Raw genomic sequence first — 25,091 nt, 5'->3', positions numbered from 1 at the left:
CATGTATCTGTCATAGGGAAAGCAAGGCGCGATTCTCGGAGTAAACCGGAGGCGATGCAACTCGCCATTTTCACCATTTCGAACAGAATCGATCGGATCGCGCGCCATTCCGAAAACAGGCGCGACCATTTTCGAGATAAGTACGCAAAATTTTTCCTTGTGTACGTTTGCGCTGCCGGATTCGTCGCGTTTTCAATCTGACGGTTTACCTCTGTCATATGCGACAGGATCGCGTCCGTACGGCGCCGCACGGCGGGCTGCCGCAACTCGTTTATGATGGCAGGCACCGCTGCTTCACCCGCTTTCCTCGATGACGTCCGAACGGCCTGCCGCCCCCCACGCCCCCGCCCCCCCTCCCGCCGACGACTGGCAGGACGACGGCAGCTACGCGTCCGGCGCACCCGAGCACGATTTCGCGGTGCGCCGCGTGACGCTGATCGTGCTGCTCGTCGCGGCGATCGTGCTGCCGTGCATCTACGTGGTGGTGATGGCGTACAACGACCTGAACGCGCGCGAGGCCGCCGCGAGCGACGTGACGATGCGCACGGTGCGCGTCGCCGAGGAGCACGCGCTCAAGGTGTTCGACCTGAGCGAAACGCTCGATGCGCGCATCGTCGACCTCGTGCAGGACATGGACGACGCGACCGTGCGCAACAGGGAATCCGACATCCACGAAGCGCTGAACACGATCGGCGGCGGCTATCCGCAGGTGGCCGCCGTATCGATCTTCGGCGCGAGCGGGATGCTGCTCGCCAACAGCCTCTACTATCCGGCGCCGTATGCGTCGATCGCGAATCGCGACGACTTTGCCGGCATCCGCGACGGCAAGGTCATCGAACACATCTCGCGGCTGATGATGGGGCCGCTCAAGCTCGAGAACATTCCCGTCTTCAACACGGGCGTCGCGCGACGCCATAGCGACGGTTCGTTCGCCGGCATGGTGTCGATCGCGCTGAAGTCGTCGTATTTCAACGCGTTCTACCGCGACCTGCTCGGCGGCGCGAGCACGCCGATGACGATGGCGCTCGCGCGCTCGGACGGCGCGGTGATCGCGTCGTATCCGCCGCCGCCGTCGTTGGCGCACACCGATCGCTCGGTCACGTTCGGCAATGCGCGCAACGATCCGCGCGCGGGCGTCGTGCGCGTGCGCCACGACGGCGCGAGCAGCGAGATCGTCGCGTATCGCCAGGTCGGCAGCTATCCCGTCTACGTGAGCTGCGCGTACCGCACGTCGGCGATCTGGCATGAATGGTACGAACACCTGAGCGTGCTGTTCATCTCGATGTTCGCGCCGTCGGTCGCGCTGTGGTCGGTGATCTGGCTGTCGCTCAAGCGGCTGAAGGCGGAAGAGGAGGCGTGGGACCGCTGGCAGGCCGAAGCGTCGATGCGGCGCTCGATCGAATCGGCGTACCGGCAGTCGCGCAAGATGCAGGCGCTCGGCAATCTCGTCGGCAGCGTCGCGCACGACTTCAATAATCTGTTGATGATCATCTCGAGCAATGTGCAGATCGCGCGGCGGCGCGGCGTCGAGCAACTCGACAAGGAGCTCGGCGCGATCGAACGCGCGCTGAAGAACGGGCAGTCGCTCACGCGCCAGCTTCTCGGCGTCGCGCGCAAGCAGCCGCTGCACAACGAGACGATCGACATCGGGCAGTGGGTCGGCACGTGCCGCGAACTGCTGAAGACGTCGCTCGGGTCGAAGTCGTCGCTGGTCATCGCGATCGAGCCGGGCGTCTGGCCGATTCGCGTCGACGTCGCGGAGCTCGAGCTCGCGGTGATCAACCTCGCGGTCAACGCGCGCGACGCGATGGCGACCGGCGGACGCTTCACGGTCGGCGCGCGCAACGTCACGCTGCGCCGCGAGGACGGCTTTCCGCTGACCGGCGATTTCGTACAGATCTCGCTCGACGACACGGGTTCGGGCATGGCGCCCGACGTGCTCGCGCGCGCATTCGAACCGCTGTTCACGACGAAGGCGCAGGGGATGGGGACGGGGCTCGGCCTGCCGCAGGTATTCGCGTTCTGCGAACGCTCGGGCGGCCTCGCGACGATCGACAGCGCGGTCGGCGCGGGGACGTCGGTGCGTCTGTACCTGCCGCGCGCACGCGCCGAGGATGTCGTCGCGCGGCCGGCGGCCGGCGCGCACGACGCGGGGAGCGGCGCGCTCGCCGGCCTGCACGTGCTGCTCGTCGAGGACAACGGCGAAGTCGCGGCCGGCACGGAAGCGCTGCTGTCATTGCTCGGTCATCGCGTGACCTATGCGCCCACCGCCGACGACGCGTTGCGCCTGATCGAAGGCGCCACCGCGAACGACGCGTTCGATCTCGTGATTTCGGACATCCACATGCCGGGCCGCCTGAACGGCATCGACCTGGCCGAAGCGGTCGAAAAGCGGCCGGGGAAACTGCCCGTGATTCTCGTCACGGGTTATGCGGAGGAGCTCGACCGCACGCGCACCGTCAACGTCCGCGTGCTGTCGAAGCCGTTCGACATCGCGCTGCTCGACGAGATCCTGCTGGGCATCCGCGAAGCGCGCGACGCACGACACGCCGGCGCGTGATCCGCGGTATGCGGGCTGGCGCCGACGCGACGGCGTGAACGGGCGCGGCGATCAGGCCGACGACGTCAGGCCGATTTCAGCAGGCGCACCCAGCCCGCGTAGCGATCGACGAAGCCCTGCAGGAACTTGCGGGTGTCCTCGCTGACGATCTGCCCCTGGTCGTCGATGCGTGCCGGGTCGTGCTTGATGAACATCTCGGGCTGGCCGAGCGTCTTCACGTCGAGGTACGCGAGCACGTTGCGCAGGTGCTGCTGCGCGAGCGCGGTGCCCGTCGCGCCCGGCGACGTGCCGAGCACCGCGCCCGGCTTGCCCGACCACGAGTTGGAACCCCACGGACGCGAGCCCCAGTCGAGCGCATTCTTCAGCACGCCCGGAATCGAGCGGTTGTACTCGGGCGTGACGAACAGCAGCGCGTCGGCGGCTTCGATCGACTGCTTGAAGCGCTTCGCGACTTCCGGGAGATCCGCGTCGTAGTCCTGGCTGTACAGCGGCAGCTCGCCGATCTCGACGAACTCGAACGAAAAATCGGCGGGGGCGAGCGAGATCACGGCGTGCGCGAGCGCACGGTTCGTCGAAGCACGACGCAGGCTGCCGACGACGACCGCAATACGATAGGACATGGCATTCTCCTTCCGGTGAGTGAGGAATCGGATCGATTGCTTCCGAATGGGCGACAAAGGTCTGTTTATAGGCAAGCCAGCCCGCGAGCCGTCCCACGGGGCCGTCCGGCCGACTTTCCACAAGGTTTTCCACAGAAATTGTGGATAACTCGACCGTTATGTTCTGACGTTACAGATTGCCCGCCGCGCGGCGGCGTCGACGCGCGAAACGGGGTTCGGCAAGCATAGCGCAGCGCGGCAGCCGGTTTCGTGAATTCGTGACGGAACATTGCGTTGCAGGCCGGCACCGCGCCCAGTAAGCTGCTCGCACCGCGACGCGCCCGCTCCGTGACGCACGCGCGATCGCTTCGAGACACTGCCACCCAGACATGCCGTCCGCCCACGACGATTCCGCCTATCTCGCGCAACTGCGGCGCGACCTGCTGCGCTTCGCGCGACTCCAGCTCCGTGATGCCGACGCGGCCGAAGACGCCGTGCAGGAAGCGCTGACCGCCGCGTGGTCGCATGCCGGCGAGTTCGCCGGGCTGTCGGCCCACAAGACCTGGGTGTTCGGCATCCTGCGCAACAAGCTGATCGACGTGCTGCGCGTACGGCAGCGGATGGTGAGCCTGAGCGCGCTCGATGCGGAGCTCGACGGCGAATCCGTGCTCGATCGCGAACTGTTCAAGGACAACGGACACTGGGCCGCGCATGCGAAACCGCGACCGTGGCCGAAGCCCGAAACGCTGTTGCAGCAACAGCAGTTCTGGACGCTGTTCCAGGTCTGCCTCGACCATCTGCCGGAGCAGATCGGACGCGTGTTCATGATGCGCGAATTCCTCGACGTCGAGATTGCGGACATCTGCAGCGAGTTGACGCTGACGACGAATCATTGCAGCGTGCTGCTGTACCGGGCGCGCACGCGTCTGCGAACCTGCCTTAGCGAAAAAGGACTGACGACCGAAGATGCTGCCGGGGAAATGTACTGACGTGACACGACTGCTGTCGGATGCGCTCGACCGGCATCTGACGCTGCACGAGCGCCTGCGGGTGCGCGTGCATTTGCCGACTTGCAGCGGATGCCGCGCCTATCGCGGACAGATCGCGCTGTTGCGGACGGCCGCGAAAGCGGCGGCGGGGCGGGACCCGGACGATGATGGTGGGTCGTCCGGTGGAGGCTAGGCGCCGCGGTGTCGACGTATCGTTTCGGTGCCGGGTAGCAAGGTTACCCGGCGATTGCGTCGGCCTGGATTGCCGTTGCGTGTGCCGGGCTGGGCTGGGTCACGTTGATGCAATAAGAAAAATACGCCGGGCAAGAATTATTCGAACAGCGCCTTCACCGACTCAGGCGGACGACCGATGGCCGCCTTGCCGCGATACACGACGATGGGGCGTTGCAGCAGAATCGGATGAGCGGCGATCGCCGCGTAGGCTTCAGCGTCGGTCAGAGCCGCGCGAGCCAGGTTCAGCGCCTTGTACGGCTCCTCGCCGTCGCGCAGCATGTCACGGACCGGGCGGCCGAGCTGCTTGTGCAGCGTTTCCAGTTCCTCGACCGTTGGCGGCGTCTTCAGGTACTCGACGACGTTCAGCGCCGCGCCGGCGGTATTCAGCGACTCGACCAACGCAAGCGTCTCGCGGGACTTCGAGCATCGGGGGTTGTGGTAGATCGTGATCATCATTCAAGCCTGGATGGTGGAGCCCAGTATTGTAGCCAGTCTGCATCGAGGGGCTCGGTGGGGTGGTTCAACCAAGATCGGGGCGGCTTTCCTTTCGACAGGTCGCTGAGGCGGTTCGGTTTAACGCGCGCCGTGACGGAAGAGGGGCGTGTCTGGTGTCTGGGGAGACGCCTTAAAGAGTGATTGTGTTTATGCGCATAAAATCGGGCGGCCTGCTTCGCGGGACCAAGGAACTGCAGTTAGCCCAGCCAATGCTTCGTGAGGGTTCCTGTCTCGTGAGGGCTGTCTCGTGAGGGCTGTCTCGTGAGGGCTGTCTCGTGAGGGCTGTCTCGTGAGGGCTGTCTCGTGAGGGCTGTCTCGGGTGGCGAAAGCGGGCGCGTGATTGCGAAGCACGTCGGTTAGGTTTATGCGCATAAAGCCTCTGAGTGTGGAACGAGGGCTGCTCGGCTCCGGGCATGGACGTATTGTCGATACGAGACGGCACCACGAGATCACTGTATCGATAGCCATCCCGGCGCGACCTCATCGCGCGCTGCTCGCAGGCGAGATCTCTGCCTGCGGCCCTGCATCGCGGGCCATTGTTGCATCCGGTTTATGCGCATAAACGCTGCGGGCCAACAGGGCGTTGCCTCGATACATGCCCGTTCAGCGACCAACTCATGGGCGCGCATCTGACTCCGGCCCGCAGATCACTCCTCTCGCTCGCGAATGCCGGGCGCTCTAGCGACGAAGTTGATCGCCTCGACCTCGGCAGACTTTATGCGCACAAACTCGCAGGCGACGCAGTCCGTCCAGCGAAAGGGCAGCGCACCGAGACATCTCTGCGGCGAACAGCCCTCCGACGCGGTAGCACGTGAAGACCCGACCATCGATCGGCCCATCGCCTCCTCGGCATCAGCCTCGCCATCTCCAACACACCACCCAAACGCGCTACCCATCTCCACCACCTCGTTTATGCGCATAAACCGATAGTCCGAATGGCCAATGCGTAGTTGTCGAACGACAATTTCATTGAAATTCAAATATCGTCCTGTAGAATTCCAACGACCAAAACAGGAGTGAAAATTGGCCGCGGAAATCATTGCAGTCACTCAACAAAAAGGGGGCGTCGGCAAAAGCACGATTGCCATGCATCTCGGCGCCGCGTTCCACGAAAAAGGGAAGCGCGTCCTCGTCATCGACGCAGACCGTCAAAACACGCTGATTCACTGGTCGAGCGCAGCCGGCGACAGCGACAACGGCATCCCGTTTCCGGTCGTCAACCTTGCCGAAGCCGACGGCCAGATCCATCGCGAGATCAAGAAGTTCATCAACGACTACGACATCATCGTCGTGGACTGCCCGCCGTCGATCACCGAGAAAGTCTCCGGCGTCGTCCTGCTGGCCGCATCGATTGCCGTGATCCCGACATCATCGTCGCCGGCCGATTACTGGTCGAGCGTCGGGCTGGTCAAACTGATTCAGCAGGCTCAGGTGATGAACGAAGACCTCCGCGCGGTCTTCCTGCTGAACAAGACCGAAGAGAAGCGCATGCTGACCCGCGAGCTCAAGCGTGCACTCGAGGAACTCGGCTTCCCGCTGCTGAAGACGCAGATTCCGACTCGGGAAGCGTACAAGCAGGCGATGGCGCTCGGTCAGACCGTACTGCAGATGAACGATCGCGGCGGCAAGCTGGCCGCCGCCGAAATTCGCGCATGTGCCGACGAAATCGTCGCCATGCTGCCCTGACTTTATGCGCATAAAGGAGTCACATGAAACCTTCCCAATTTGCCAAAGGATTCCAAGCGCGCCCGGATATCACGACGAGCGAGAAGCGCACGGCGCTTGATCGGCTCAATGCGATCGACGGTATCGTCAAGTCCGAGACGCCCACCCCGGCGCCGACCAAATCCGCGAAGAAAGACATCGCACCGCCGCCTGCGCCGGAATTCACGATCGATCCGTCGATCGACGAATCGCAGCCATATCGCGCGTGGCGCCTCGAGAATCGCTATGCGCCGGGGCAGGTGATCGAGCTGCCGCTGAAGGCGATCAAGCACAGCCCGTTCAACCCACGGCACTTCTATCTGAAATCGTCGATTGCCGAACTCGCGGTCAACCTCGCGAAGCAGGGGCAGCAGCAGGCGATTCACGTGATTCCGGATTACGACAATCCGGGCACGTATTTCGTCAGCGACGGTGGCCGCCGCGTGCGGGCGCTGAAGGAAGCGAACAAGGAGTCGGTCAAGGCGATCGTGATCGACGTGCCGATCGGCATCCAGAGCTACAAGCTCGGCTACGACCTCAACGTTCAGCGCGATTCGCAGACGGTGTTCGACAACGCCGTCGTGTGGCGCCGCTTCCTCGACGACAAGCATTTCCAGAGCCAGAAAGAACTCTCCGAGCATCTCGGCCTCGACGAGTCGACGGTGGCCGTCGCGCTGTCGATCGGCAAGCTGCCGGAAGCGATCATGCAGGAAATGGTCGCGCGCCCCGATCGCTTCGGGTCGAACATGGCGTATCAGGTCGGCCGCTATCACAATGCGCGCGGCACCGAAGCGACGCTGCGGCTGATCAACAAGATCGTGTCGGACGATCTCAGCACGCGCCAGGTGTCGGACATCGTCAAGGGCCGCGTCGCGGCGCAGGAGACGCCGAAGGCCGCAGGCCGACAGCGCTATGCGCAGCGTCTCGAGATCAAGCTCGGCGGCAAGTCGGTCGGCGACCTGAAGTCTTATGGCGAAGACCGCATCGAACTGCGCCTGCGCGGCCTCCCGAAGGACAAGCGCGACGCGATCCTCGAGCAGCTCGAGCGGATGCTGTTGTCGGAGTGAGGAAAGCGGCCGGCAGGGCCTGGTGAGGACGCCGGTCCCACCCGACCAGGGGGTGGGGACCGGCGGCGGCCCGTCAGCGGGCCTGAGCGGGTCTCAAGCGGCCCGCGACTGGTTCAGCGTGAACGACAGCAGGTCGCCGTCCGTCGGCTCGCCCCAGGTCTTCTGGGCCAGCCAGTCGAAAAAGGCCGTCTCGGCCAGCTTGGAATCGAGGCCGCGCTTGCGCCAGTCGTCGCGCAGATGCGAGCCCATCGTCGGCAATGCCTCCGACTCGAACGACTCGCGCGCCACTTCGCGCTCCGCGTCGCCCTGCTCTTCGTACAGCACCTTCGCTTCCTTGCGACGGAACGCGGAGAACTCGCTCAGCAGGCGAGCCTTCAGATCGTCCGGCTGCGCAGCCGCGACCTTCGCTGCCGGCGTGCCGGCCGGCAGCGCGTCGACCGACTCGACCGGCGGCGCATACCCCTTCTTCAGCGCATCCTTGAACAACGCCGGCGCGCTGCGCACCGGCGGCAGCGTCGTACTGCGCATCCGCTGCTCGGTCATCTGCAATGCGGCGCGAATCCGGTTTTCCTCGCTGTCCGCATAGAGCGTCTGCGCTTCCTTCAGCGGGATCCCGAGCTTCACCATCCGGTCGACCAGCGTGCTGTCGAATACGTTGGGGTGTTCGTCGAGCGCGAGCATCGGTTGCTTGCGCTCGGTCACGCGGAACTGGATCTCGGCAACCCGACGCCCTTCGCGATGCTCGATCAGCTCGACGAAGATGTTGGTGACCGCGTTGACTTCCGCGATCGCGGGGCGCAGGTAGTCGCGCTTGAAGTACTTGTACTCGCGCTTCGCTTCGTCGCCGGCTTCCGTGTCGGGTGTGCCCGACAGGATCGGCCGCCACCATTCCCACGGCTCGCGCATCGTCAGGTGGCTCGGGTTCGTCAGGTAGCGCACGCAGATCTCGTACAGCGCGAGTCCGGCGCTGCTGCGCAGCTGGCTCTGGAACTGCAGGCTCAGGCGCGCATACTGGACCGGGTCGAGCAGCTTCTTCTTGATCTTCGGTGCGAACGAGAATTCGACCCACACGCGGCGGGTGGTCGGATCCTCGAGAATTTCCGCATCGGCGATCAGCGTGGAGATGCCCCACTTGCGGCCGGGCTTCTGGCTCGACGTCCCCGTGCTCCATTCGACCTGCACCGACACCATGCGGCGCAGGTGTTCCTTCACCAGCGCGGTGTCGTTCGAATCGAAAGCGGAGTTGGCGACGATATCCGACAGCAGCGCGCGATACGTGTCGCCCGAGTCGTCGGCCTGCTGCGCCACGGCGAGCAGGACATTGAACAGCTTGCGAGTGAGGAGCGTGATCTTGCCGCTCTTCGGCTGAATGGCGATCGCCTCGACGGCCTTTCGCAATTCGGCTGAACTGGCACTCACCACATCCACATCGGTTTTCTTGGCGCGCTTCGTCGTGGCCATACGTCGGGTCGGAGGAGAAGTTTTCCGGAAGGATAGCGCCTGCGGTGATGTGCGTCCAGAACGACATGCTCACCATAGCCGGTGAAGCGCGCCGGCGAAACGGCACTCACCCGAACTGCTCCCGAAAACGCTCACCGGTCCGCCCGTGCAGCGTTCCAGACTCTTCCAGACGTGCCGCGGCATGCGCCGATTCACAGAATTTCACCTGTGCGCGACACGTGCGAAATTGGCTCCCGTATCGGCTCACCTTTCGATTTGTCGTAATTTTGCGACTGCGCAGCCGTGAGTTCAGCACAGGGTTGCGATTGCACCTCACCGTCCCTCCCCGACCGCCGCACATCGGCCTGTATGCATGTACAGGCGCGGCTCGCCGGAAGATCGGTTCGGCTTCGACACGCGGAAAACCGCCGTCGAAACCGGCACGCGCGGCCCGATCAGCAGGTAGTTGGCCAGCCCGGGCGCGCATTGTACAGCGCGCGAATCGTGTCCGGTCCTGAAAATACTCACCTCAGGCACAGCATGTTGATTCGTCCGGATGCCGAGGAAGGCCCGGCACACGCGGGACTGGCTGCCAATGACTCCCGAAAACGCTCACCTTACCGAAAAAATGCGGCACAACAGCGGGCACGGAAATGGCTCCCGAAAAACCTCACCGTAACCGGCGCGGTATCAAAAATCCCAATCTCTTCCGATACTTATGCACAGAAGGCATTTGGCTGTGCAGCCCCGGGATCCCCCGAAAAACCTCACCTTTCGACTGGAATCCCTCATACGACAACCGTATGTCGGCCCCCGAAAAATCTCACCTGTGCCAAAAGGTGGCACAGCAAAAACGAGATTTCTTCCAGTCCTGGCGGGCTTTTCGGCGAATTCGGCCGGTCACAGGCCCCGAAAAGCCTCACCTTTGACCATTTTTTTAGCAAATACCGCTCCCGGAAAGCCTCACCTGTGAGCCAGGTCACGGCCTGTGATCCATGCCCCGAAAAAGCTCACCTTAGGGGGATCCGGGCAGGAAAACCCGGATTTCCCTCCCGAAAAACCTCACCTTTGGGGCATCACAGGCCCCTGAGAGCACTTTTGCTGTGCAAAATGGCGTTCGCTTCCCGGAAATCCTCACAGCAAATTCCCGTGGAGTCCCGTGAAACCTCACCTTTCGCCAAATCTGCCCAAAAGATGGGCAGAATCGGGGCGCAAAGCAGGTCCTGCAAATTCTCACCTATGTCTGCACAGGCAGAAAACTGTGCAGTCAGGCACCGCGCGGGTTCCGTGGCTGTGCGGCCCCGAAAACCCTCACCTGTGGGAAAACGCGTGTTTTACTGTGATCCCGAATCCGCTCACGACCCTTCCTGCAACGGCTCACGCAGCTCCCTGAACCCCATCACTTTAGCTCCCGCAGAAGATCACCTTGGCTCCCGTAAAACTTCACCTTGTCGGCCGGAAAGCCTTGCACCATAAGGCTGTGCCGTGGCGTTAACGTTTTTAACTAAGGGTTCAAGGGTGTTTACTTCTAATACTCTCAAGACATGGGCTGACGAGTTTTCCACAGACACCCCAACCCCTGAACACCCACAGGCAACCGGATCCGTCGTCATGTGAAACAAATGCCCAAATTCCTGGTTCGCTGGAAATCGCTTGTAGTACAAGGACTTGACTGACTTTCTTCGCTTTGTTTCACGGAATTCCAGGCCACCTTCAGCAGGATCGGCTCACAGATCCGATTTCTGTGCAAAACGACGTAAATTCACAACGGACCCTCGAAACAAGTATCAAGAAATACGTATTTCGTTATGATTGCCACACTTCATTGTCTGTGAGTGTTGCCATGACCCTGGACGAAATGCGTCAAGTCATTCGGGAAGAACTGGAATCGCTGCGCGCAAGCGGTGCACGGCGCCAGGAATTGTCGCTGCATGCGTGCAAGCGCTTGTTCTTCGATCTGGGTATCCGGCCGTCGGCCGCCAACGTCCGTGATCTGACCCAAACCGGCAGCGCCAGTGACATCCCGAAAGACATCGACCATTTCTGGGAACGCATCCGTTCCGCCTCCAAGATCAGGCTCGACGGCGCGGCGATCCCAAAAGCCGTCGAGGAAAAGGCCTGCGCGTTGCTCGGCGCACTCTATGAAGAGGCATTGAAAGCCGCGCGCGACAGCCTCGATGGTGACCGCGAGCAGGTTCGCGCCGACATGGCCGACGCCGAACAGCGGTTGCGCGACGCAACCGTCCGCCAGGAAACGCTTGAAGGGGCGCTCGCACGCGGCGAAGCGAGAAACGAGCAATTGCAGGCGCGGGTGACCGAACTCGAGGTTCAGCTCGCGTCGCAGACCACCCACGGTTCGGCAAGCGAAGCCACATTGCTCACCACAGTCGCCCGACTGGAAAAGGAACTGGCCGCGGCTGCCGGCCGGATCGATGCCGAACAGGCCCAGAACGCCGCGCTGCGCGACCGCATCGATGCGCTGCAAGCCGAATTGCAGCAGCGTACCGAGCACTACGCGCAGCAAATCAAGGATGCGGTGGCCGAAGCCGAACGCCGCGTCAAGCCGATGCTGGTCGAACTGGACTCGTTGCGCAGCATGGCGTCGACCTACCAGAGCGGGTTGCGCGACGTTCAGCGCAAGGAGTTCGATTTCCTGCAGCAATTGAGTTCGGCCAAGGCGCGCGCCGACCGGCTCGAAGAACAGTTGCGTACCCAGAGCGACGAACTGGACCGCGCAACGCGAGACGCGAGTTCGTTGCGCGCGAACCGCGGGATGAATCCGGAAATCGCCGCGCTGCTTCGGCGCCTGGCCGATGCCGGACAACTGGATGCGGACGCGTATGCCGCGATCGGCACCACGCTGGATCACGAGATTCCGGCGCCGGCCAGGTGCCCGCATTGCGACGGCGAACCGGAACTGTCACACGGCGACGAGGGTTTTGAAGTCGCGTGCCCCGAGTGCGAGCACGCTTCGGGCGCATGGCCGTCCCGCTTCGAAGCCGTCGCGCGTTTTGCGCAACCCTGACCCGGAAGTCGGCGGCGCCGCACAGGTGAGAGGGTCCGGGACGCTTGAGGTGAGGTTTTTCGGGAGCTGCGAAACGGTGAGGCTGCGCCACGCAAGGCTGCTCACGGATCGTTTTGCGTGAGCAGCCATTTCCCGATCAGTGAGTTTCGTCGCGGTCGGACATGTCACCGTTGCTGTCGGCCAGCCCGTCGCGCCAGTTTTTCCAGGCGCGATGCAGGCGATTCGACGAGATCGGCCGCATGAAGCCCAGCCATTTGCCGACGCGCTCGGGCGCCACATCGTGCTCGAACAGTTCGGCCGCGTAGGTATTGCGCAATGTTTGCGGGCTTGCACGCGCGGTGCGTGACGACGTGAGCCCGGCCGATTCGACGATCGCGTCGATCGCGCGCAGCATCGTCGCCTTGTGCATCGGTCGCCCGGCATGCGATGCGGGGAAGACGAGCTCTCCCGGAATCTCCTGGCGCTTGCGTTCGGTGAGCCAGGCTTCGAGCAAGGCGATCGCGAACGAGGCCAGATGGGTTTCGCGCGCGAAATCCGGATGCGTCGACTCGATCCGCAGCGACGTGCCGCTCGTATTGATGCAACTAATCGTAAGTGCGCGCGCTTCGCCGGTTTTGATGCCGGCACCGAGAAACGCGGCGACGAGCGCGCGGTCGCGACGCTCCTTCCAGTACGCGGAACCCGATACGCCGATCGGCGAAAACAGATACGCGAGCAACGTCGCGCGCTCCGCCGGCGTGAGGAAACCGGTCGGTTCGTTGTCGCGGGCATTGCGCCAGTTCGCTTCGCCATCCTGAGCAATGAAGCGGGCCGGATTGGTCGATGCGTACTCGGTGCGGCGGATATGATCGAGCACGCGCTCGATCAGCCGGAGATAGCGCATTCGCTGCGTTTTCTTGATCGGCAACTCGCCGACGAAGTTCGCGATGGTCGGCGTATCGACCGTCGCCAGGTTCTTTTGATGTGTACGCATCCACGCGAGAAACGCGCCCCATTGCGCGCGATAGACATCGGCCGACGAGCGGCGATAGTCCTGCATCGCCAGCCACGCGTCGAACGCGGCTTCGGGCGAGACGACCCAGTCGGATGCATCGCGGTCGAACAGATCCTTTTCTTCCGGCGGGGCGGTGGTGTCGGGAGAGGCGGGAAGGGACATGGTATTAATTCCGTTAGTTGCGTATATGGTAGCCCTTTCCGCAACGTATCGGGCAGCAAGCGGGTGAACCGGCCGCCATGCGCCGCGGCCGGGGCTGGGCCATCAGTCGCCCCACGCCTTCGGCTGGCGGTGAGCGCGCACGGGGCGCGCGGTATCGTGTGTCGTTGCCGCAGCTTCGTACGCGAGAACGGCGAATGAAAAAACCGCGGGCAGCGCATTCGAGCGCCCGAAGTCGATCGGATCGTCCGTTTCGGGAAACGTCATGTCCGACGGCCGTTCGAACAGTTGACGCATGCCGGCGTCGTGCCGGCTGGCAAAGCCGAGATCGGCGAGCGCTTCGGCTTCGATCGCGTGCAGCAGGCGCCACGTCAGCGGCACGCGCTGACGGATGTAGCGCCCGGCGATATGGCGAACGATCAATTCGAGGTCGTGCGCGGCAGCCTTGAAGCTGAGCGCGGCCAAATCTTGTTCTTCTGTCATTGCAGGCTCCTGTCGACCGGAGCGGGCGCCTCGGTGCGCCGGCTCCGGCCCGTGCATGGCGGAATGTCCGTATACTGTACAAACATACAGTATTTTCCGCAACTGGCCTGCGATTGTCCTTTTGGCTAGCTATACGCGCCGTCAGCGATGTATCACGATCAACAAGGCCCGCGCTTCGGTCTTGCCGGGATTGCGGATCGCATGCGGCTCGTCGGCCGGGTAGCGCGCGGTGTCGCCCGCTTTCAGGCGCCGGCTGGCCGCGGCGGCTTCGATTTCCATCGCGCCCTGCAGCACGGTGAGGTGCTCGCGCGTGCCGGGTTCGTGCGCGTTCGATACCAGTGCGCCGCCGCCCGGCAGCGTCAGCTCGTACCACTCGAACTTGCCGGCGAGGTCGATCGGGCCCCATACGCGCAACTGGTACCGGCCGTCGTGGCCGGCGAGCGTCGGAATGTCGTGCGGGCCGTCCACGCGGATCGTCTCGGGCGCCTTCGGCTGCGAGAACAGTTCGTCGAGCGTGATGCCGAGCGCGTTCGTCAGCCGCCACGCGACGGCGATCGTCGGGTTGGCCTTGTCGCGTTCGATCTCGGAGAGCATCGATTTCGATACGCCGGCTGCGCGCGACAGGTCGTCGAGCGTCAGCTTGCGCTCGTTGCGCAGCCGCTGGATCTGCTCGCCCACGCGCGGCGGGGTCGCGGCCGGCGGCTGCGGGGCGGCGTCGGCACGCGTGCGCCGCGATCCGGAGGAACTTGCCATTTGGATTCCGTTCGCTTAGAGTTGTTCGATATTTCGAATTCTAGTTCGGAATATCGGATAAATGCGGTCAACCGAACGACCGACTATAACAGTAGCAGGCCGTTGCGCCGCCACGAGCCGTGCGCCGCGGAATGCGAAACCCTGTCAGGAGCTTTGCGATGCGTGATGCCTTTCTCGCCCAGGTGCGCGGGACGCTCGACCAGATCCGCGCGGACGGTTTTTACAAGACCGAGCGCGAGATCGCGAGTCCCCAGGCGGCAGCCGTGCGGCTCGCCGGCGGTGCCGGCGTGCTCAATTTCTGCGCGAACAACTATCTGGGTCTGGCGAACGATCCGCGCCTGATCGACGCGGCGAAGGCCGGCCTCGACCAGGACGGCTTCGGCATGGCATCGGTGCGCTTCATCTGCGGCACGCAAACCGTCCACAAGCAACTGGAAAGCGCGCTGGCCGCGTTTCTCGGCACCGAGGACAGCATTCTCTATTCGAGCTGCTTCGACGCGAACGGCGGGCTGTTCGAGACGCTGCTCGACGAGAACGACGCGGTGATCAGCGACGAGCTGAATCACGCGAGCATCATCGACGGCGTTCGCCTGTGCAAGGCGAAGCGTTTCCGCTACAAGAACAACGATCTGTCCGACCTCGAGGCGAAGCTGAAGGAGGCCGACGCCGCGGGCGCGCGCCACAAGCTGATCGCGACCGACGGTGTGTTCTCGATGGACGGCATCATCGCCGACCTCAAAGGCATCTGCGATCTCGCCGATCGCTACGGCGCGCTCGTGATGGTCGACGATTCGCATGCGGTCGGCTTCATCGGCACGCACGGCCGCGGCACGCCCGAGCACTGCGGCGTCGAAGGCCGCGTCGACATCATCACGGGCACGCTCGGCAAGGCGCTCGGCGGCGCCTCGGGCGGCTATGTCGCCGCGCGTCGCGAGGTGATCGAGCTGCTACGCCAGCGCTCGCGTCCGTACCTGTTCTCGAACACGCTCACGCCGAGCATCGCCGCGGCATCGCTGAAGGTGCTGGAACTGCTCGGCAGCGACGAAGGCGCGAAGCTGCGCGAGCGCGTGCGCGAGAACGGCGCGCGGTTCCGCCAGCAGATGACCGAAGCCGGCTTCACGCTCGTGCCCGGCGCGCATCCGATCATCCCGGTGATGCTCGGCGACGCGCAGCTCGCGACGAACATGGCCGACAAGCTGCTCGGCGAAGGCGTGTACGTGATCGGCTTCTCGTTCCCCGTCGTGCCGCGTGGCCGGGCGCGCATCCGCACACAGATGAGCGCCGCGCATACGCCCGAACAGATCGACCAGACGGTCGCCGCGTTCGTGCGCGTCGGCAAGTCGCTCGGCATCATCTGACGGAGGCGCGACCATGAAAGCACTGGCAAAGCTCGAACGCGGCCCCGGCCTCACGCTCACGCGCGTGAAGCGTCCCGAAGTCGGCCACAACGACGTGCTGATCAAGATTCGCCGCACGGCGATCTGCGGCACCGACATCCATATCTGGAAGTGGGACGACTGGGCACAGAAGACGATTCCGGTGCCGATGCACGTCGGCCACGAATACGTCGGCGAGATCGTCGAGATGGGGCAGGAAGTGCGCGGCTTCGCGATCGGCGATCGCGTGTCCGGCGAAGGCCACATCACGTGCGGTTTCTGCCGCAACTGTCGCGCCGGGCGTCGGCATCTGTGCCGCAATACGGTGGGCGTCGGCGTGAACCGCGAGGGCGCGTTCGCCGAATACCTGGCGATTCCGGCGTTCAACGCGTTCAAGATTCCGCCGGAGATCTCCGACGATCTCGCGTCGATCTTCGATCCGTTCGGCAACGCGACGCACACGGCGCTGTCGTTCAATCTCGTCGGCGAAGACGTGCTGATCACCGGCGCGGGCCCGATCGGCGTCATGGCCGTCGCGATCGCGAAGCACGTCGGCGCGCGCAACGTCGTCATCACCGACATCAACGACTATCGGCTGGAGCTCGCGCGCAAGATGGGCGCGACGCGCGCGGTCAACGTCGCGCGCGACTCGCTGCGCGACGTGATGGCCGACCTGCATATGACCGAAGGCTTCGACGTCGGTCTCGAGATGTCCGGCGTGCCGAGCGCATTCACGAGCCTGCTCGAGGCGATGAACCATGGCGGCAAGGTTGCGCTGCTCGGCATCCCGCCCGCGCAGACGGCGATCGACTGGAACCAGGTGATCTTCAAGGGGCTCGAGATCAAGGGCATCTACGGCCGCGAGATGTTCGAGACCTGGTACAAGATGGTCGCGATGCTGCAGAGCGGCCTCGACCTGTCGCCGATCATCACGCATCGCTTCGCAGCCGACGACTACGAGCAAGGCTTCGCCGCGATGCTGTCCGGCGAAAGCGGCAAGGTGATTCTCGACTGGACGGTCTGAGTCGAGCGTCGAGACGGGGCAGTGCGGCGCGTTCGCCGACTGCCCCGCTTTCGTTTGCACGCGCAACGTCGCGCGTCGGAACGCGCGATTCAACGCTTGAGGTGAGATTATTCGGGAGCTGTGTTTGCGCGCCGAATCGCCACACGATCCCGCGTCGGTGACGTGCAGTTGCATGGTCGCTTCACCTGTCGACAGACGCATCGCTTCTCCTCGTCACGCCATTCGGCGCCTGTTTCTCCTCTTCCCCGCACTTCCCTGCTTCGCTTCGCTTGGCGTGCGAGCGCTCGCACGCCACCGTATGCGACATCGTGCCGAACCGGAACATCAACCGTGAGCCGCACACAGCGTTGCGACTCACTGATGCGCGATGCGATCGACACCGATTGGCCTTGATCGGTGCGCAGACCACTACTTGATCCGTTCACCCTTCGATCCGCGCGGGGCGAGCTGAAGGCTCAACACGACGCGCCGGCGCTTCGGGCACTTCAGCCCTCCCACCGGCAGGGCCTCTTCATCCGGGTATTGACGACGGAGAACGATCGTTCTACCGTAAACCCATGAACACACTTCTCGACTCCTCCGGCGACCCGGGCGTTCGCGACCGGCTGCTCGACGCGGCCGAAGCGCTGATCTATTCGGGCGGCATCCATGCGACCGGTGTCGATGCGATCGTCAAGCGATCCGGCGCGGCACGAAAGAGCTTTTATTCGCATTTCGAATCGAAAGAGGCGCTGGTGGTCGCCGCGCTCGAACGTCGCGACGAACGCTGGATGCGCTGGTTCGTCGACGCCACGCTGGCGCGCGGCAAGGCGCCGCGCGCGCAACTGCTCGGCATGTTCGACGTGCTGCGCGACTGGTTCGGGCAGCCCGACTTTCACGGCTGCGCGTTCCTGAATGCGTCGGGCGAGATACCCGACGCCGACGATCCCGTGCGCATCGTTGCCCGCATGCACAAGGCACGCCTGCTGGCGTTCGTGCGCGAGCGCTTCGACGCCTATGCCGATGAAACCGGCATCGAGCGCCGCGGGCTCGCGCGCATCGCGCGTCAGTGGCTCGTGTTGATCGACGGCGCGATCGGCGTGGCGCTCGTCAGCGGCGATGCAAACGCCGCGCGCGATGCGCGCGCGACGGCTGAACTGCTGCTCGATACCGTATCGCGGTAGTCGACGCAGCGAATCCGAACCGGCTGCGTGCATTCGCAGCCAGAACCCTGAACAGGAGCAACCCATGTCCGCTTCCCCCGAAGTTCGTCCGCCCGTTCCGCCCTTCACGCTCGACACGGCGCGCCAGAAAGTGCGCGCCGCCGAGGACGCGTGGAACACGCGCGACCCGCAACGCGTATCGCTCGCCTATACGCCGCAAAGCCGCTGGCGCAATCGCGCGGAATTCGTGACGGGCCGCGACGAGATCGTCGGGCTGCTGCAGCGGAAGTGGGCGCGCGAACTCGACTACCGGCTGATCAAGGAGCTGTGGGCGTTCGGCGGCAATCGCATCGCGGTGCGCTTCGCGTACGAGTGGCACGACGATGCGGGCAACTGGTTCCGTTCGTACGGCAACGAGAACTGGGAGTTCGACGAAAACGGCCTGATGGCGCATCGTCACGCGAGCATCAATGATCTGCCGATTCGCGAAGCGGACCGTCTTTATCACTGGCCGCTTGGCCGTCGTCCGGACGATCATCCGGGGCTGTCCGACCTCGGGCTGTGATGCTCGCATGCGTTCGACGGATCGGCGAACGCATCACCCGGGTTCAATGGTGAGGAAATTCGGGAGCCGTCCGCTGAAGGTGAGATTTTTCGGGACGAGGTGAAATATCGCGTCGAGCTGTGTGCGTTGAATAGATCGACGCGACATCGCGCGGGTAAAACGGTGCATGCGTCGAAGTGCTGCGGTGTGCTTCACCGCGTGATGCATCTCACCGATCGCGTTTAAGCGATCGTGCATTGACGATCGGTGTGTGCGAGCGCGACGTGCAACTCACCGATCGGATCATCTTTCGACGCTCAACGAAAGACCGCACAAGCAGTGCGCGTCGCGACGTGTCGTTGCTCACCGCTCGACTTCACCGCCGACGCATCGGCGGAGTCCGCACACGTGCGCAACCGCATCATGCGTCGCTCACCGCAGACCGTTTCACGAAGGTCATGCCCGGCGCGAGCGCCGGGCATGACCTTCAACCCTCAACCCGCAATCCGTGCGGCGATCGCTTCACCCACTTCCTGCGTGCCCGCGTTGCCGCCGAGATCGCGCGTACGCGGCCCCGTGCGCAGCACGTCCTCGATCGCGGCGACGATCGCATCGTGCGCGTCGCGTTCGCGGCCCGTGCCGTTACCGAGGAAGTCGAGCATCATCGCCGCCGACCAGATCATCGCGACCGGATTCGCGATGTATTGCCCCGCGATGTCGGGCGCCGAACCGTGCACGGGTTCGAACAGCGACGGGAACGTGCGGTCGGGGTTCAGGTTCGCCGACGGCGCGATGCCGATCGTGCCCGTACAGGCCGGCCCGAGATCCGACAGGATGTCGCCGAACAGGTTCGACGCGACGACGACGTCGAAGCGGTCCGGCTGCAGCACGAAGCGCGCGCACAGGATGTCGATGTGCTGCTTGTCGACCGCGATTTCCGGATAGCGTTCGGCCATTTCGGCCGCGCGCGCATCCCACCACGGCATGCTGATCGCGATGCCGTTGCTTTTGGTCGCGACGGTGACGCGCTTCGCGCGCCGCTGCGCGAGTTCGAACGCGAATTTCAGCACGCGTTCGGTGCCGTGCCGCGTGAAGATCGACTGCTGCATCACGACTTCGCGCTCGGTGCCTTCGAACATCGTGCCGCCGACCGACGAATATTCGCCCTCGGTGTTCTCGCGCACGATCATGAAATCGATGTCGCCCGGGCGGCGGCCGGCGAGCGGCGACGGCACGCCGTCGAACAGGCGCGCGGGCCGCAGGTTGATGTACTGGTCGAATTCGCGGCGGAATTTCAGCAGCGAGCCCCACAGCGAAATGTGATCGGGCACCGTCGCCGGCCAGCCGACCGCGCCGAACAGGATCGCGTCCATGCCCGACAGTTGCGCCTTCCAGTCGTCCGGCATCATCGTGCCGTGCTGCGCGTAGTAGTCGCAGCTCGCCCAGTCGATCTCGACGAAGTCGAAGCGCACGCCGAAGCGCGCGGTCACGGCTTCGAGCACGCGCAGGCCCTCGGGCATCACTTCGCGGCCGATGCCGTCGCCGGGGATCACGGCAATCCTGTAAGTCCTGTCGGTCATGCAAATCTCCTTGGCTGTTCGGCCGGCTGCGGGGAAGGCAGCGGCCCGTCACGTCATTCTATTTATTTCCATATGGATTAAAATCGCTCAAAAGTTAATCGACTTTCCACGAATCGTGAATAAATCGCCGAACCTCGACGACCTGCGCGTGTTCAGCCTGGTCGTCCGCCTCGCGAGCTTCAGTGCGGCCGCCGAGCAGCTCGCGGTGTCGCCCGCGTATGTCAGCAAGCGCGTCGCGATGCTCGAGGCGCAGCTCGGCACGCGCCTGCTGCACCGCTCGACACGCCGCATGACGGTCACCGAAGCCGGCGAGCGCGTGTTCGCGCGCGCCGAAAAGATTCTCGACGACGTCGATCATCTCGTCGAGGATGTGTCGACCACGCGCACGGTGCCGCGCGGCACGCTGCGCATGTCGAGCAGCTTCGGCTTCGGCCGGCACGTCGTCGCGCCGGCGCTGCTCGACTTCAGCGCGCGCTATCCGCAACTGAACGTGCGGCTCGATCTGTTCGACCGGCTCGTCGATGTGGCCGGCGAGGGCTACGACCTCGACGTGCGCATCGGCGACGAGATCGCCGATCACCTGATCGCGCGCCGCCTTGCCACGAACCATCGCGTGCTGTGCGCGTCGCCCGACTATCTCGCCCGCCGCGGGACGCCGCGCTCGCTCGCGGATCTGGCCTCGCACGATTGCCTCGCGATCAAGGAGCGCGATCATCCGTTCGGCGTATGGCGGCTGAACGTGCGCGGCGAACCGGCCACGGTGAAGGTCGGCGGCGCGCTGTCGACGAACCATGGCGAAGTGGCCGTGCAATGGGCGCTGGCCGGGCGCGGCATCGTGCTGCGCTCGATCTGGGAGGCCGGGCCGCTGATCGAGCGCGGCGCGTTGTGCCGCGTGCTGCCGGACGCGATCCAGCCCGCGAACATCTGGGCCGTGTATCCGGAACGCGTCGCGGCGTCGGCGAAGGTGCGCGTGTGCGTGGATTTTCTGGTGGAGACGCTGGCCGGCCTGAATGGCGCCGCGGGTGACGATACGGCCTGAAACCGGCTAAAGGTGAGCTTTTACGGGGGCGTGCGCAGGCACCGCCGACGATGCCTGCGGAGCGTCACGCCGCGTGCAGCGCGCCGAGCATCAAGTCGAGATTCTGCACGGCAGCGCCGGATGCCCCTTTGCCGAGATTGTCGAACACGGCGGACAGCAGCACCTGACCGCCGTCTGCGTTGACGAACACGCCGAGCCGCAGATCATTGGTGCCGTTCAGCGCTTGCGGATCGAGATGCGTTGCCGCGCGTGCGTCCGCGAGCGGCATCACGTCGACGTGACGCGCGTTCGCGTAGTGGTGCGCGAGACACGCATGCAGCCGCTCACCGGTCACCCCGGCCGGAAGCAGGCGCAGCTCGATCGGTATGGTGAGCACGATGCCTTGCCGATAGGCACCGTAGGCCGGCACGAAGAACGGGCGATGCGCGAGCCCCGCATGCTGCCGGATCTCGGGCACGTGCTTGTGTTCGAGCGCGAGGCCGTAGACCTGTAGCGGCAACGCGCGTGCGGCGGCGTCGCCCGATTCGAATGCGTCGACGGCAGCCCTCCCGCCGCCCGAGTAACCGGACACCGCGTGGATGCTCACCGGGTAGTCGCGCGGCAGCAGCCCGGCCTGCAGCAGCGGGAGAAGCAGGCCGATCGCGCCCGTCGGGTAGCAGCCCGGATTGGTCACGCGCTTCGCCTGCGCAATGTGTTGCGCGTGTCCGGCGGCCATCTCGGGAAAGCCGTAGACCCATTCGGGCTGCGTGCGATGGGCCGAACTCGCGTCGATCACGCGTACCGCCGGGTTCCGGATAAAGCCGACCGCTTCGCGCGCGGCCGCGTCGGGCAGGCACAGGATGGCGATATCGCACGCGTTGAGTGCGTCGGCGCGCCGCGCGGGGTCCTTGCGTTCGGCGGCGGGAAGCGTGAGCAGCTGCACGTCGGTGCGGTCGCGCAGACGCGCGTGAATCTGCAACCCGGTCGTGCCCTGGTCGCCGTCGATGAAGACAGTGGGGAAGCTCATGATGGTCGTGTTCGTCGCGTTCGGTCGTCGGGGGAAGCCGTATCGTCCACCGAACGCCTAGAATAGGAAAAGTTGAATTTGCTGACCGTCAGATTCAGCTTTCCTGAACGAGAGGTGTGTGATGCGCGAGATCAGTCTGGACCGCCTGCGTACGCTGGTCGCAATCGCGGACCAGGGATCCTTTGTGGCGGCGGCGCAATGGCTTCATCTCGCGCCACCGACCGTCAGTCTGCATGTCGCCGAGCTGGAAAGCCGCGTCGGCGCGCCGCTGCTGTCGCGCACCCGCGGCAACGTGCGCCCCTCGGTGATCGGAGAAGTGCTGGTGGAGCGGGCGCGGCGTCTGCTGGCGGAAGTCGAGGCCACGCTGGACGACGTGCAGCGACAGGTGCAGGGGTTGACCGGGCGCGTACGCCTCGGCGCATCGACCGGTGCGATCGCACACCTGTTGCCGCAGGCGGTGGCCGGATTGCGCGCGCAGCATCCGGATATCGACGTGCAGATCGCGGTGCTCACGTCGCAGGACACGCTGGCGCGCATTGCACAAGGCACGCTCGATGTCGGGCTGGTCGCGCTGCCGCAAGCGCCGGTCGCGGGGCTGTCGATCCGCGCGTGGCGTCGAGACCCGGTGATGGCTTTCCTGCCCGCGGACTGGCCGCTTCCGGCCCGGGTGACGCCCGCGTATCTGGCCGCGCGGCCGCTGATTCTCAACGATGCGACGACGCGTCTGTCGCGGCTCACGACGGAATGGTTCGCGCTCGGCGGCCACCGGCCCGAGCCGCGGATCGAACTCAACTACAACGATGCGATCAAGAGCCTGGTCGCCGCAGGGTACGGCGCGACGCTGCTGCCGCACGAGGCCGGGGCCCCGCTGCCGGATGCGCGCATCGTCATGCGGCCGCTACGTCCGGCGTTGTGGCGCGAGTTGGGGATTGCCCACCGGGCCGGCCCGGTCGAACGGACGACGCAGCACGTGCTCGATGCGCTGCGGGCACTCGGCGCGCGATAGCGGGCCGTCGTGCGGCTGGCCCGTGCGGGCCGAACGCGCGTTCAGTTCAGAGCCGGTTGTCCTTCGCGAGCATCAGCACGCGCGCCCAGCGCTGTGCATCGTGCTTGTTCATCATCGGCAGCTTCCATTCGCCGCGCACGGCGTCGCGCACGCGCACGACGAGATGCCAGCGGCCGTCGATCGGCGCGGCCTCGCAGCCGTCGAGCTGCGACAGCGTATAGCGGCCGTCCGCGCCGTCATGCGACAGCCACAGCAGCCCTTGCGTCGCGGACACGCGCAACTCGCCCCACGCGCGATGCACGATATGCGTCCAGCCTTCTTCCTTCGTGTTCGGTGCGATGTCGCGACGGCGCTTGAGCCACCACGCGATCAGTGCGATCAGGATCGCGGCGGCCAGCACGGCGGCCGCGATCGCGACCGGCTGGCCGAACTGCGCGGCGATGACGTGAAACAGGTGAACGGCGCCCCAGCCCAGGGCGATGAGCGCGAATAGCGCAATGAAAATCGGCATGTCGAATCGGAAAGGAGGACGGGCCGGCGCATGCGGCGCACCGGCCCGTTGCACACGGCATTACCGGCGGCGGTGAATGTCGTGCGTGACGAAGCCCGCGTCGTTGACGGGCAGCGCGAGGCCGTCCTTCACCGCGAGCGTCTTGCGGATGTCGTCGAGACCCGCGGACCAGTGGTCGCGCATCGTCGACAGACCGAACTGATAGTCCTTGTAGTGATGCTCGTACGCTTTCTGCTGATAGATCAGGTGCTGGATGTTGTACTTCTTCCCGCTCGACATCGCGTCGGCCTCGACGCACCACGGGTCGTTCTTGCGCTGCTCTTCCGGCACCTGGTCGAGCACGTGGCGCAGCACGTTGCGGTAGCGCTGTTCGCGCTGCAGCGTATCGGTGACGAAACGCGTGCGGCTCGAATACTGCACGTCCTTCGTGCGCTCGGCGACGTCGGCCATCGTGCGCGGCAGCGGCCCGCGCGCGCTCCACAGATCGACCTGGAACGCGAGCGTGTCGCGGCGCGGCCGGGCGCGGAGCACTTCCATCAGCGGCGTGTTCGACACGACGCCGCCGTCCCAGTAATACTCGCCCTCGATCTCGACGGGCGGGAACGCGGGCGGCAACGCACCGGACGCCATGAAATGCTCGGGCGCGAGACGGATGCGCGAGTTGTCGAAGTACACGAAGTTGCCGGTGCCGACGTTGACCGCGCCGACCGACACGCGCGTCTCGCCCGAATTGATCCGGTCGAAATCGCATAGTTTCAGCAGCGTCGTGCGCAGCGCCGACGTGTCGTACCAGCTGACTTTTTCAGGATGGTCGGACACGCCCGGCAGCGGCGTCGGAAAGCGCGGCACGAAGAAGCCCTGCTGGCCCTGCATCATCGCGCTCGCGGCCTGCGATGCTGTGAAGAACGTGCGGATCTGGTCGATGCTGTTGAACAGCGCGAACTCGAACGCGGCCGGCACCGCGGGAAAGAACGCCGGCTGGCAGATCGTTTCCCAGAATTCACGCAGGCGCTCGACGCGATGCTCGGGCGCATTGCCGGCGATCAGCGCCGTGTTGAGCGCGCCGATCGAGATGCCCGCGATCCAGTCGAGCGGAATGTCTGCTTCATGCAGCCCTTCGAACACGCCGGCCTGGTATGCGCCGAGCGCGCCGCCGCCCTGCAGGACGAGCGCGATCGTTTCGTACGGCAGCGACCGCGCAGCAGCCGGCGCGCCGGCTTCGTGCTGCAGGTCCGCCGCATCGACGGCCTGCTTTTCTGTACGCGCGTGCGGTTTCATCAGTTGCTCCGAGAAATCCCGCCGTGGACGGCGGAGGCGAACGGAATGACGTCGACAGACGGCATCCCGTCGTAAGAATAAGC

The 25,091-nt window shown here is 64.7% G+C and carries 23 protein-coding genes; 12 read left to right on the top strand and 11 right to left on the bottom strand.

Translation table 11 applies throughout. From position 1 onward, the window contains the following. The first annotated feature begins 310 nt into the window (after nt 1-310). Complete coding sequence (locus tag HWX03_RS24710; protein ID WP_175873006.1) at nt 311-2,560, top strand: hybrid sensor histidine kinase/response regulator; 2,250 nt, start codon at nt 311-313, stop codon at nt 2,558-2,560. 65 nt (nt 2,561-2,625) lie between these two features. Here HWX03_RS24710 and HWX03_RS24705 read toward each other — a convergent pair whose 3' ends face one another. Beyond that, entirely contained in the window at nt 2,626-3,180 is a 555-nt protein-coding gene (locus tag HWX03_RS24705) for an NAD(P)H-dependent oxidoreductase (protein ID WP_175823648.1), read from the bottom strand. Between the two features lie 368 nt (nt 3,181-3,548). On the opposite strand from HWX03_RS24705, the gene HWX03_RS24700 reads away from it, so the two are divergent. Both HWX03_RS24700 and HWX03_RS24695 read left to right on the top strand, forming a co-directional pair. Next, entirely contained in the window at nt 3,549-4,148 is a 600-nt protein-coding gene (locus tag HWX03_RS24700) for an RNA polymerase factor sigma-70 (protein WP_175823647.1), read from the top strand. Continuing rightward, nucleotides 4,126-4,341 (top strand): zf-HC2 domain-containing protein, encoded by a 216-nt coding sequence (locus HWX03_RS24695; RefSeq protein ID WP_175873005.1) that lies wholly within the window; start codon nt 4,126-4,128, stop codon nt 4,339-4,341. Before HWX03_RS24700 ends, HWX03_RS24695 begins: the two co-directional genes overlap by 23 nt. 137 nt (nt 4,342-4,478) lie before the next feature. Here the strand turns inward: HWX03_RS24695 and arsC are convergent, their stop codons facing one another. Both arsC and HWX03_RS24685 read right to left on the bottom strand, forming a co-directional pair. Beyond that, nucleotides 4,479-4,835, bottom strand: coding sequence for an arsenate reductase (glutaredoxin) (gene arsC / locus HWX03_RS24690; RefSeq protein WP_175873004.1), 357 nt, complete (start codon nt 4,833-4,835; stop codon nt 4,479-4,481). A gap of 689 nt (nt 4,836-5,524) precedes the next feature. Further along, nucleotides 5,525-5,857 carry a hypothetical protein gene (locus tag HWX03_RS24685; protein ID WP_175872985.1) on the bottom strand — a complete coding sequence of 111 codons (333 nt, stop codon included), beginning with the start codon at nt 5,855-5,857 and terminating at the stop codon, nt 5,525-5,527. Nucleotides 5,858-5,900: 43 nt separating this feature from the next. Here HWX03_RS24685 and parA point away from each other — a divergent pair, with 43 nt between their 5' ends. Beyond that, complete coding sequence (parA, locus tag HWX03_RS24680) at nt 5,901-6,563, top strand: ParA family partition ATPase (RefSeq protein ID WP_174432525.1); 663 nt, start codon at nt 5,901-5,903, stop codon at nt 6,561-6,563. A 23-nt stretch (nt 6,564-6,586) separates the two neighbouring features. Further along, nucleotides 6,587-7,648, top strand: coding sequence for a ParB/RepB/Spo0J family partition protein (locus HWX03_RS24675; protein ID WP_174387318.1), 1,062 nt, complete (start codon nt 6,587-6,589; stop codon nt 7,646-7,648). A gap of 93 nt (nt 7,649-7,741) precedes the next feature. On the opposite strand, the gene HWX03_RS24670 is transcribed toward HWX03_RS24675, so the two are convergent. Continuing rightward, nucleotides 7,742-9,109: a replication initiation protein gene (locus tag HWX03_RS24670; protein WP_096473176.1), complete on the bottom strand. Its 1,368-nt coding sequence runs from the start codon at nt 9,107-9,109 to the stop codon at nt 7,742-7,744. Between the two features lie 1,822 nt (nt 9,110-10,931). Here HWX03_RS24670 and HWX03_RS24665 point away from each other — a divergent pair. Next, a complete protein-coding gene (locus HWX03_RS24665; protein WP_175873003.1) occupies nt 10,932-12,113 on the top strand; it encodes a DNA-binding protein in 1,182 nt (393 codons plus the stop codon). A gap of 136 nt (nt 12,114-12,249) precedes the next feature. On the opposite strand, the gene HWX03_RS24660 is transcribed toward HWX03_RS24665, so the two are convergent. The 3 genes from HWX03_RS24660 to HWX03_RS24650 form a co-directional block, all read right to left on the bottom strand. Beyond that, nucleotides 12,250-13,269, bottom strand: coding sequence for a tyrosine-type recombinase/integrase (locus HWX03_RS24660; protein ID WP_175873002.1), 1,020 nt, complete (start codon nt 13,267-13,269; stop codon nt 12,250-12,252). Nucleotides 13,270-13,371: 102 nt separating this feature from the next. After that, nucleotides 13,372-13,749, bottom strand: coding sequence for a DUF2471 family protein (locus tag HWX03_RS24655; protein ID WP_174387314.1), 378 nt, complete (start codon nt 13,747-13,749; stop codon nt 13,372-13,374). Nucleotides 13,750-13,890: 141 nt separating this feature from the next. Then, nucleotides 13,891-14,502 (bottom strand): XRE family transcriptional regulator, encoded by a 612-nt coding sequence (locus tag HWX03_RS24650; RefSeq protein ID WP_034205807.1) that lies wholly within the window; start codon nt 14,500-14,502, stop codon nt 13,891-13,893. Nucleotides 14,503-14,660: 158 nt separating this feature from the next. Here HWX03_RS24650 and HWX03_RS24645 point away from each other — a divergent pair, with 158 nt between their 5' ends. From HWX03_RS24645 to HWX03_RS24630, 4 genes are all read left to right on the top strand, one after another. Continuing rightward, on the top strand, nt 14,661-15,860 hold the full coding sequence (locus HWX03_RS24645; protein WP_175873001.1) for a glycine C-acetyltransferase: 1,200 nt from the start codon (nt 14,661-14,663) through the stop codon (nt 15,858-15,860). 13 nt (nt 15,861-15,873) lie between these two features. Further along, entirely contained in the window at nt 15,874-16,902 is a 1,029-nt protein-coding gene (tdh, locus tag HWX03_RS24640) for an L-threonine 3-dehydrogenase (protein ID WP_174387311.1), read from the top strand. Nucleotides 16,903-17,459: 557 nt separating this feature from the next. Next, nucleotides 17,460-18,065, top strand: a complete 606-nt coding sequence (locus tag HWX03_RS24635) for a TetR/AcrR family transcriptional regulator (RefSeq protein WP_175873000.1) — start codon at nt 17,460-17,462, stop codon at nt 18,063-18,065. A 64-nt stretch (nt 18,066-18,129) separates the two neighbouring features. Then, nucleotides 18,130-18,609, top strand: a complete 480-nt coding sequence (locus HWX03_RS24630) for a nuclear transport factor 2 family protein (protein WP_011548744.1) — start codon at nt 18,130-18,132, stop codon at nt 18,607-18,609. A gap of 473 nt (nt 18,610-19,082) precedes the next feature. On the opposite strand, the gene HWX03_RS24625 is transcribed toward HWX03_RS24630, so the two are convergent. Next, a complete protein-coding gene (locus tag HWX03_RS24625) occupies nt 19,083-20,168 on the bottom strand; it encodes a tartrate dehydrogenase (protein ID WP_175872999.1) in 1,086 nt (361 codons plus the stop codon). A gap of 115 nt (nt 20,169-20,283) precedes the next feature. Here HWX03_RS24625 and HWX03_RS24620 point away from each other — a divergent pair, with 115 nt between their 5' ends. Then, nucleotides 20,284-21,207 (top strand): LysR substrate-binding domain-containing protein, encoded by a 924-nt coding sequence (locus HWX03_RS24620; RefSeq protein ID WP_175872998.1) that lies wholly within the window; start codon nt 20,284-20,286, stop codon nt 21,205-21,207. Between the two features lie 64 nt (nt 21,208-21,271). On the opposite strand, the gene argC is transcribed toward HWX03_RS24620, so the two are convergent. After that, nucleotides 21,272-22,213, bottom strand: a complete 942-nt coding sequence (gene argC / locus HWX03_RS24615; RefSeq protein WP_175872997.1) for an N-acetyl-gamma-glutamyl-phosphate reductase — start codon at nt 22,211-22,213, stop codon at nt 21,272-21,274. Between the two features lie 121 nt (nt 22,214-22,334). Here argC and HWX03_RS24610 point away from each other — a divergent pair, with 121 nt between their 5' ends. Next, nucleotides 22,335-23,219, top strand: coding sequence for a LysR family transcriptional regulator (locus HWX03_RS24610; protein ID WP_175872996.1), 885 nt, complete (start codon nt 22,335-22,337; stop codon nt 23,217-23,219). 46 nt (nt 23,220-23,265) lie between these two features. Here the strand turns inward: HWX03_RS24610 and HWX03_RS24605 are convergent, their stop codons facing one another. Both HWX03_RS24605 and HWX03_RS24600 read right to left on the bottom strand, forming a co-directional pair. Continuing rightward, complete coding sequence (locus tag HWX03_RS24605; RefSeq protein ID WP_175872995.1) at nt 23,266-23,730, bottom strand: hypothetical protein; 465 nt, start codon at nt 23,728-23,730, stop codon at nt 23,266-23,268. A 60-nt stretch (nt 23,731-23,790) separates the two neighbouring features. Continuing rightward, complete coding sequence (locus HWX03_RS24600; RefSeq protein WP_175872994.1) at nt 23,791-25,008, bottom strand: patatin-like phospholipase family protein; 1,218 nt, start codon at nt 25,006-25,008, stop codon at nt 23,791-23,793. Nucleotides 25,009-25,091 lie beyond the last annotated feature (83 nt).

Source organism: Burkholderia sp. BCC0397 (genome assembly GCF_902832865.1).
Lineage (GTDB): Bacteria > Pseudomonadota > Gammaproteobacteria > Burkholderiales > Burkholderiaceae > Burkholderia.
Note: the sequence above shows the minus strand (reverse complement) of the source record. Positions and strands in the feature narration are given on the sequence as shown.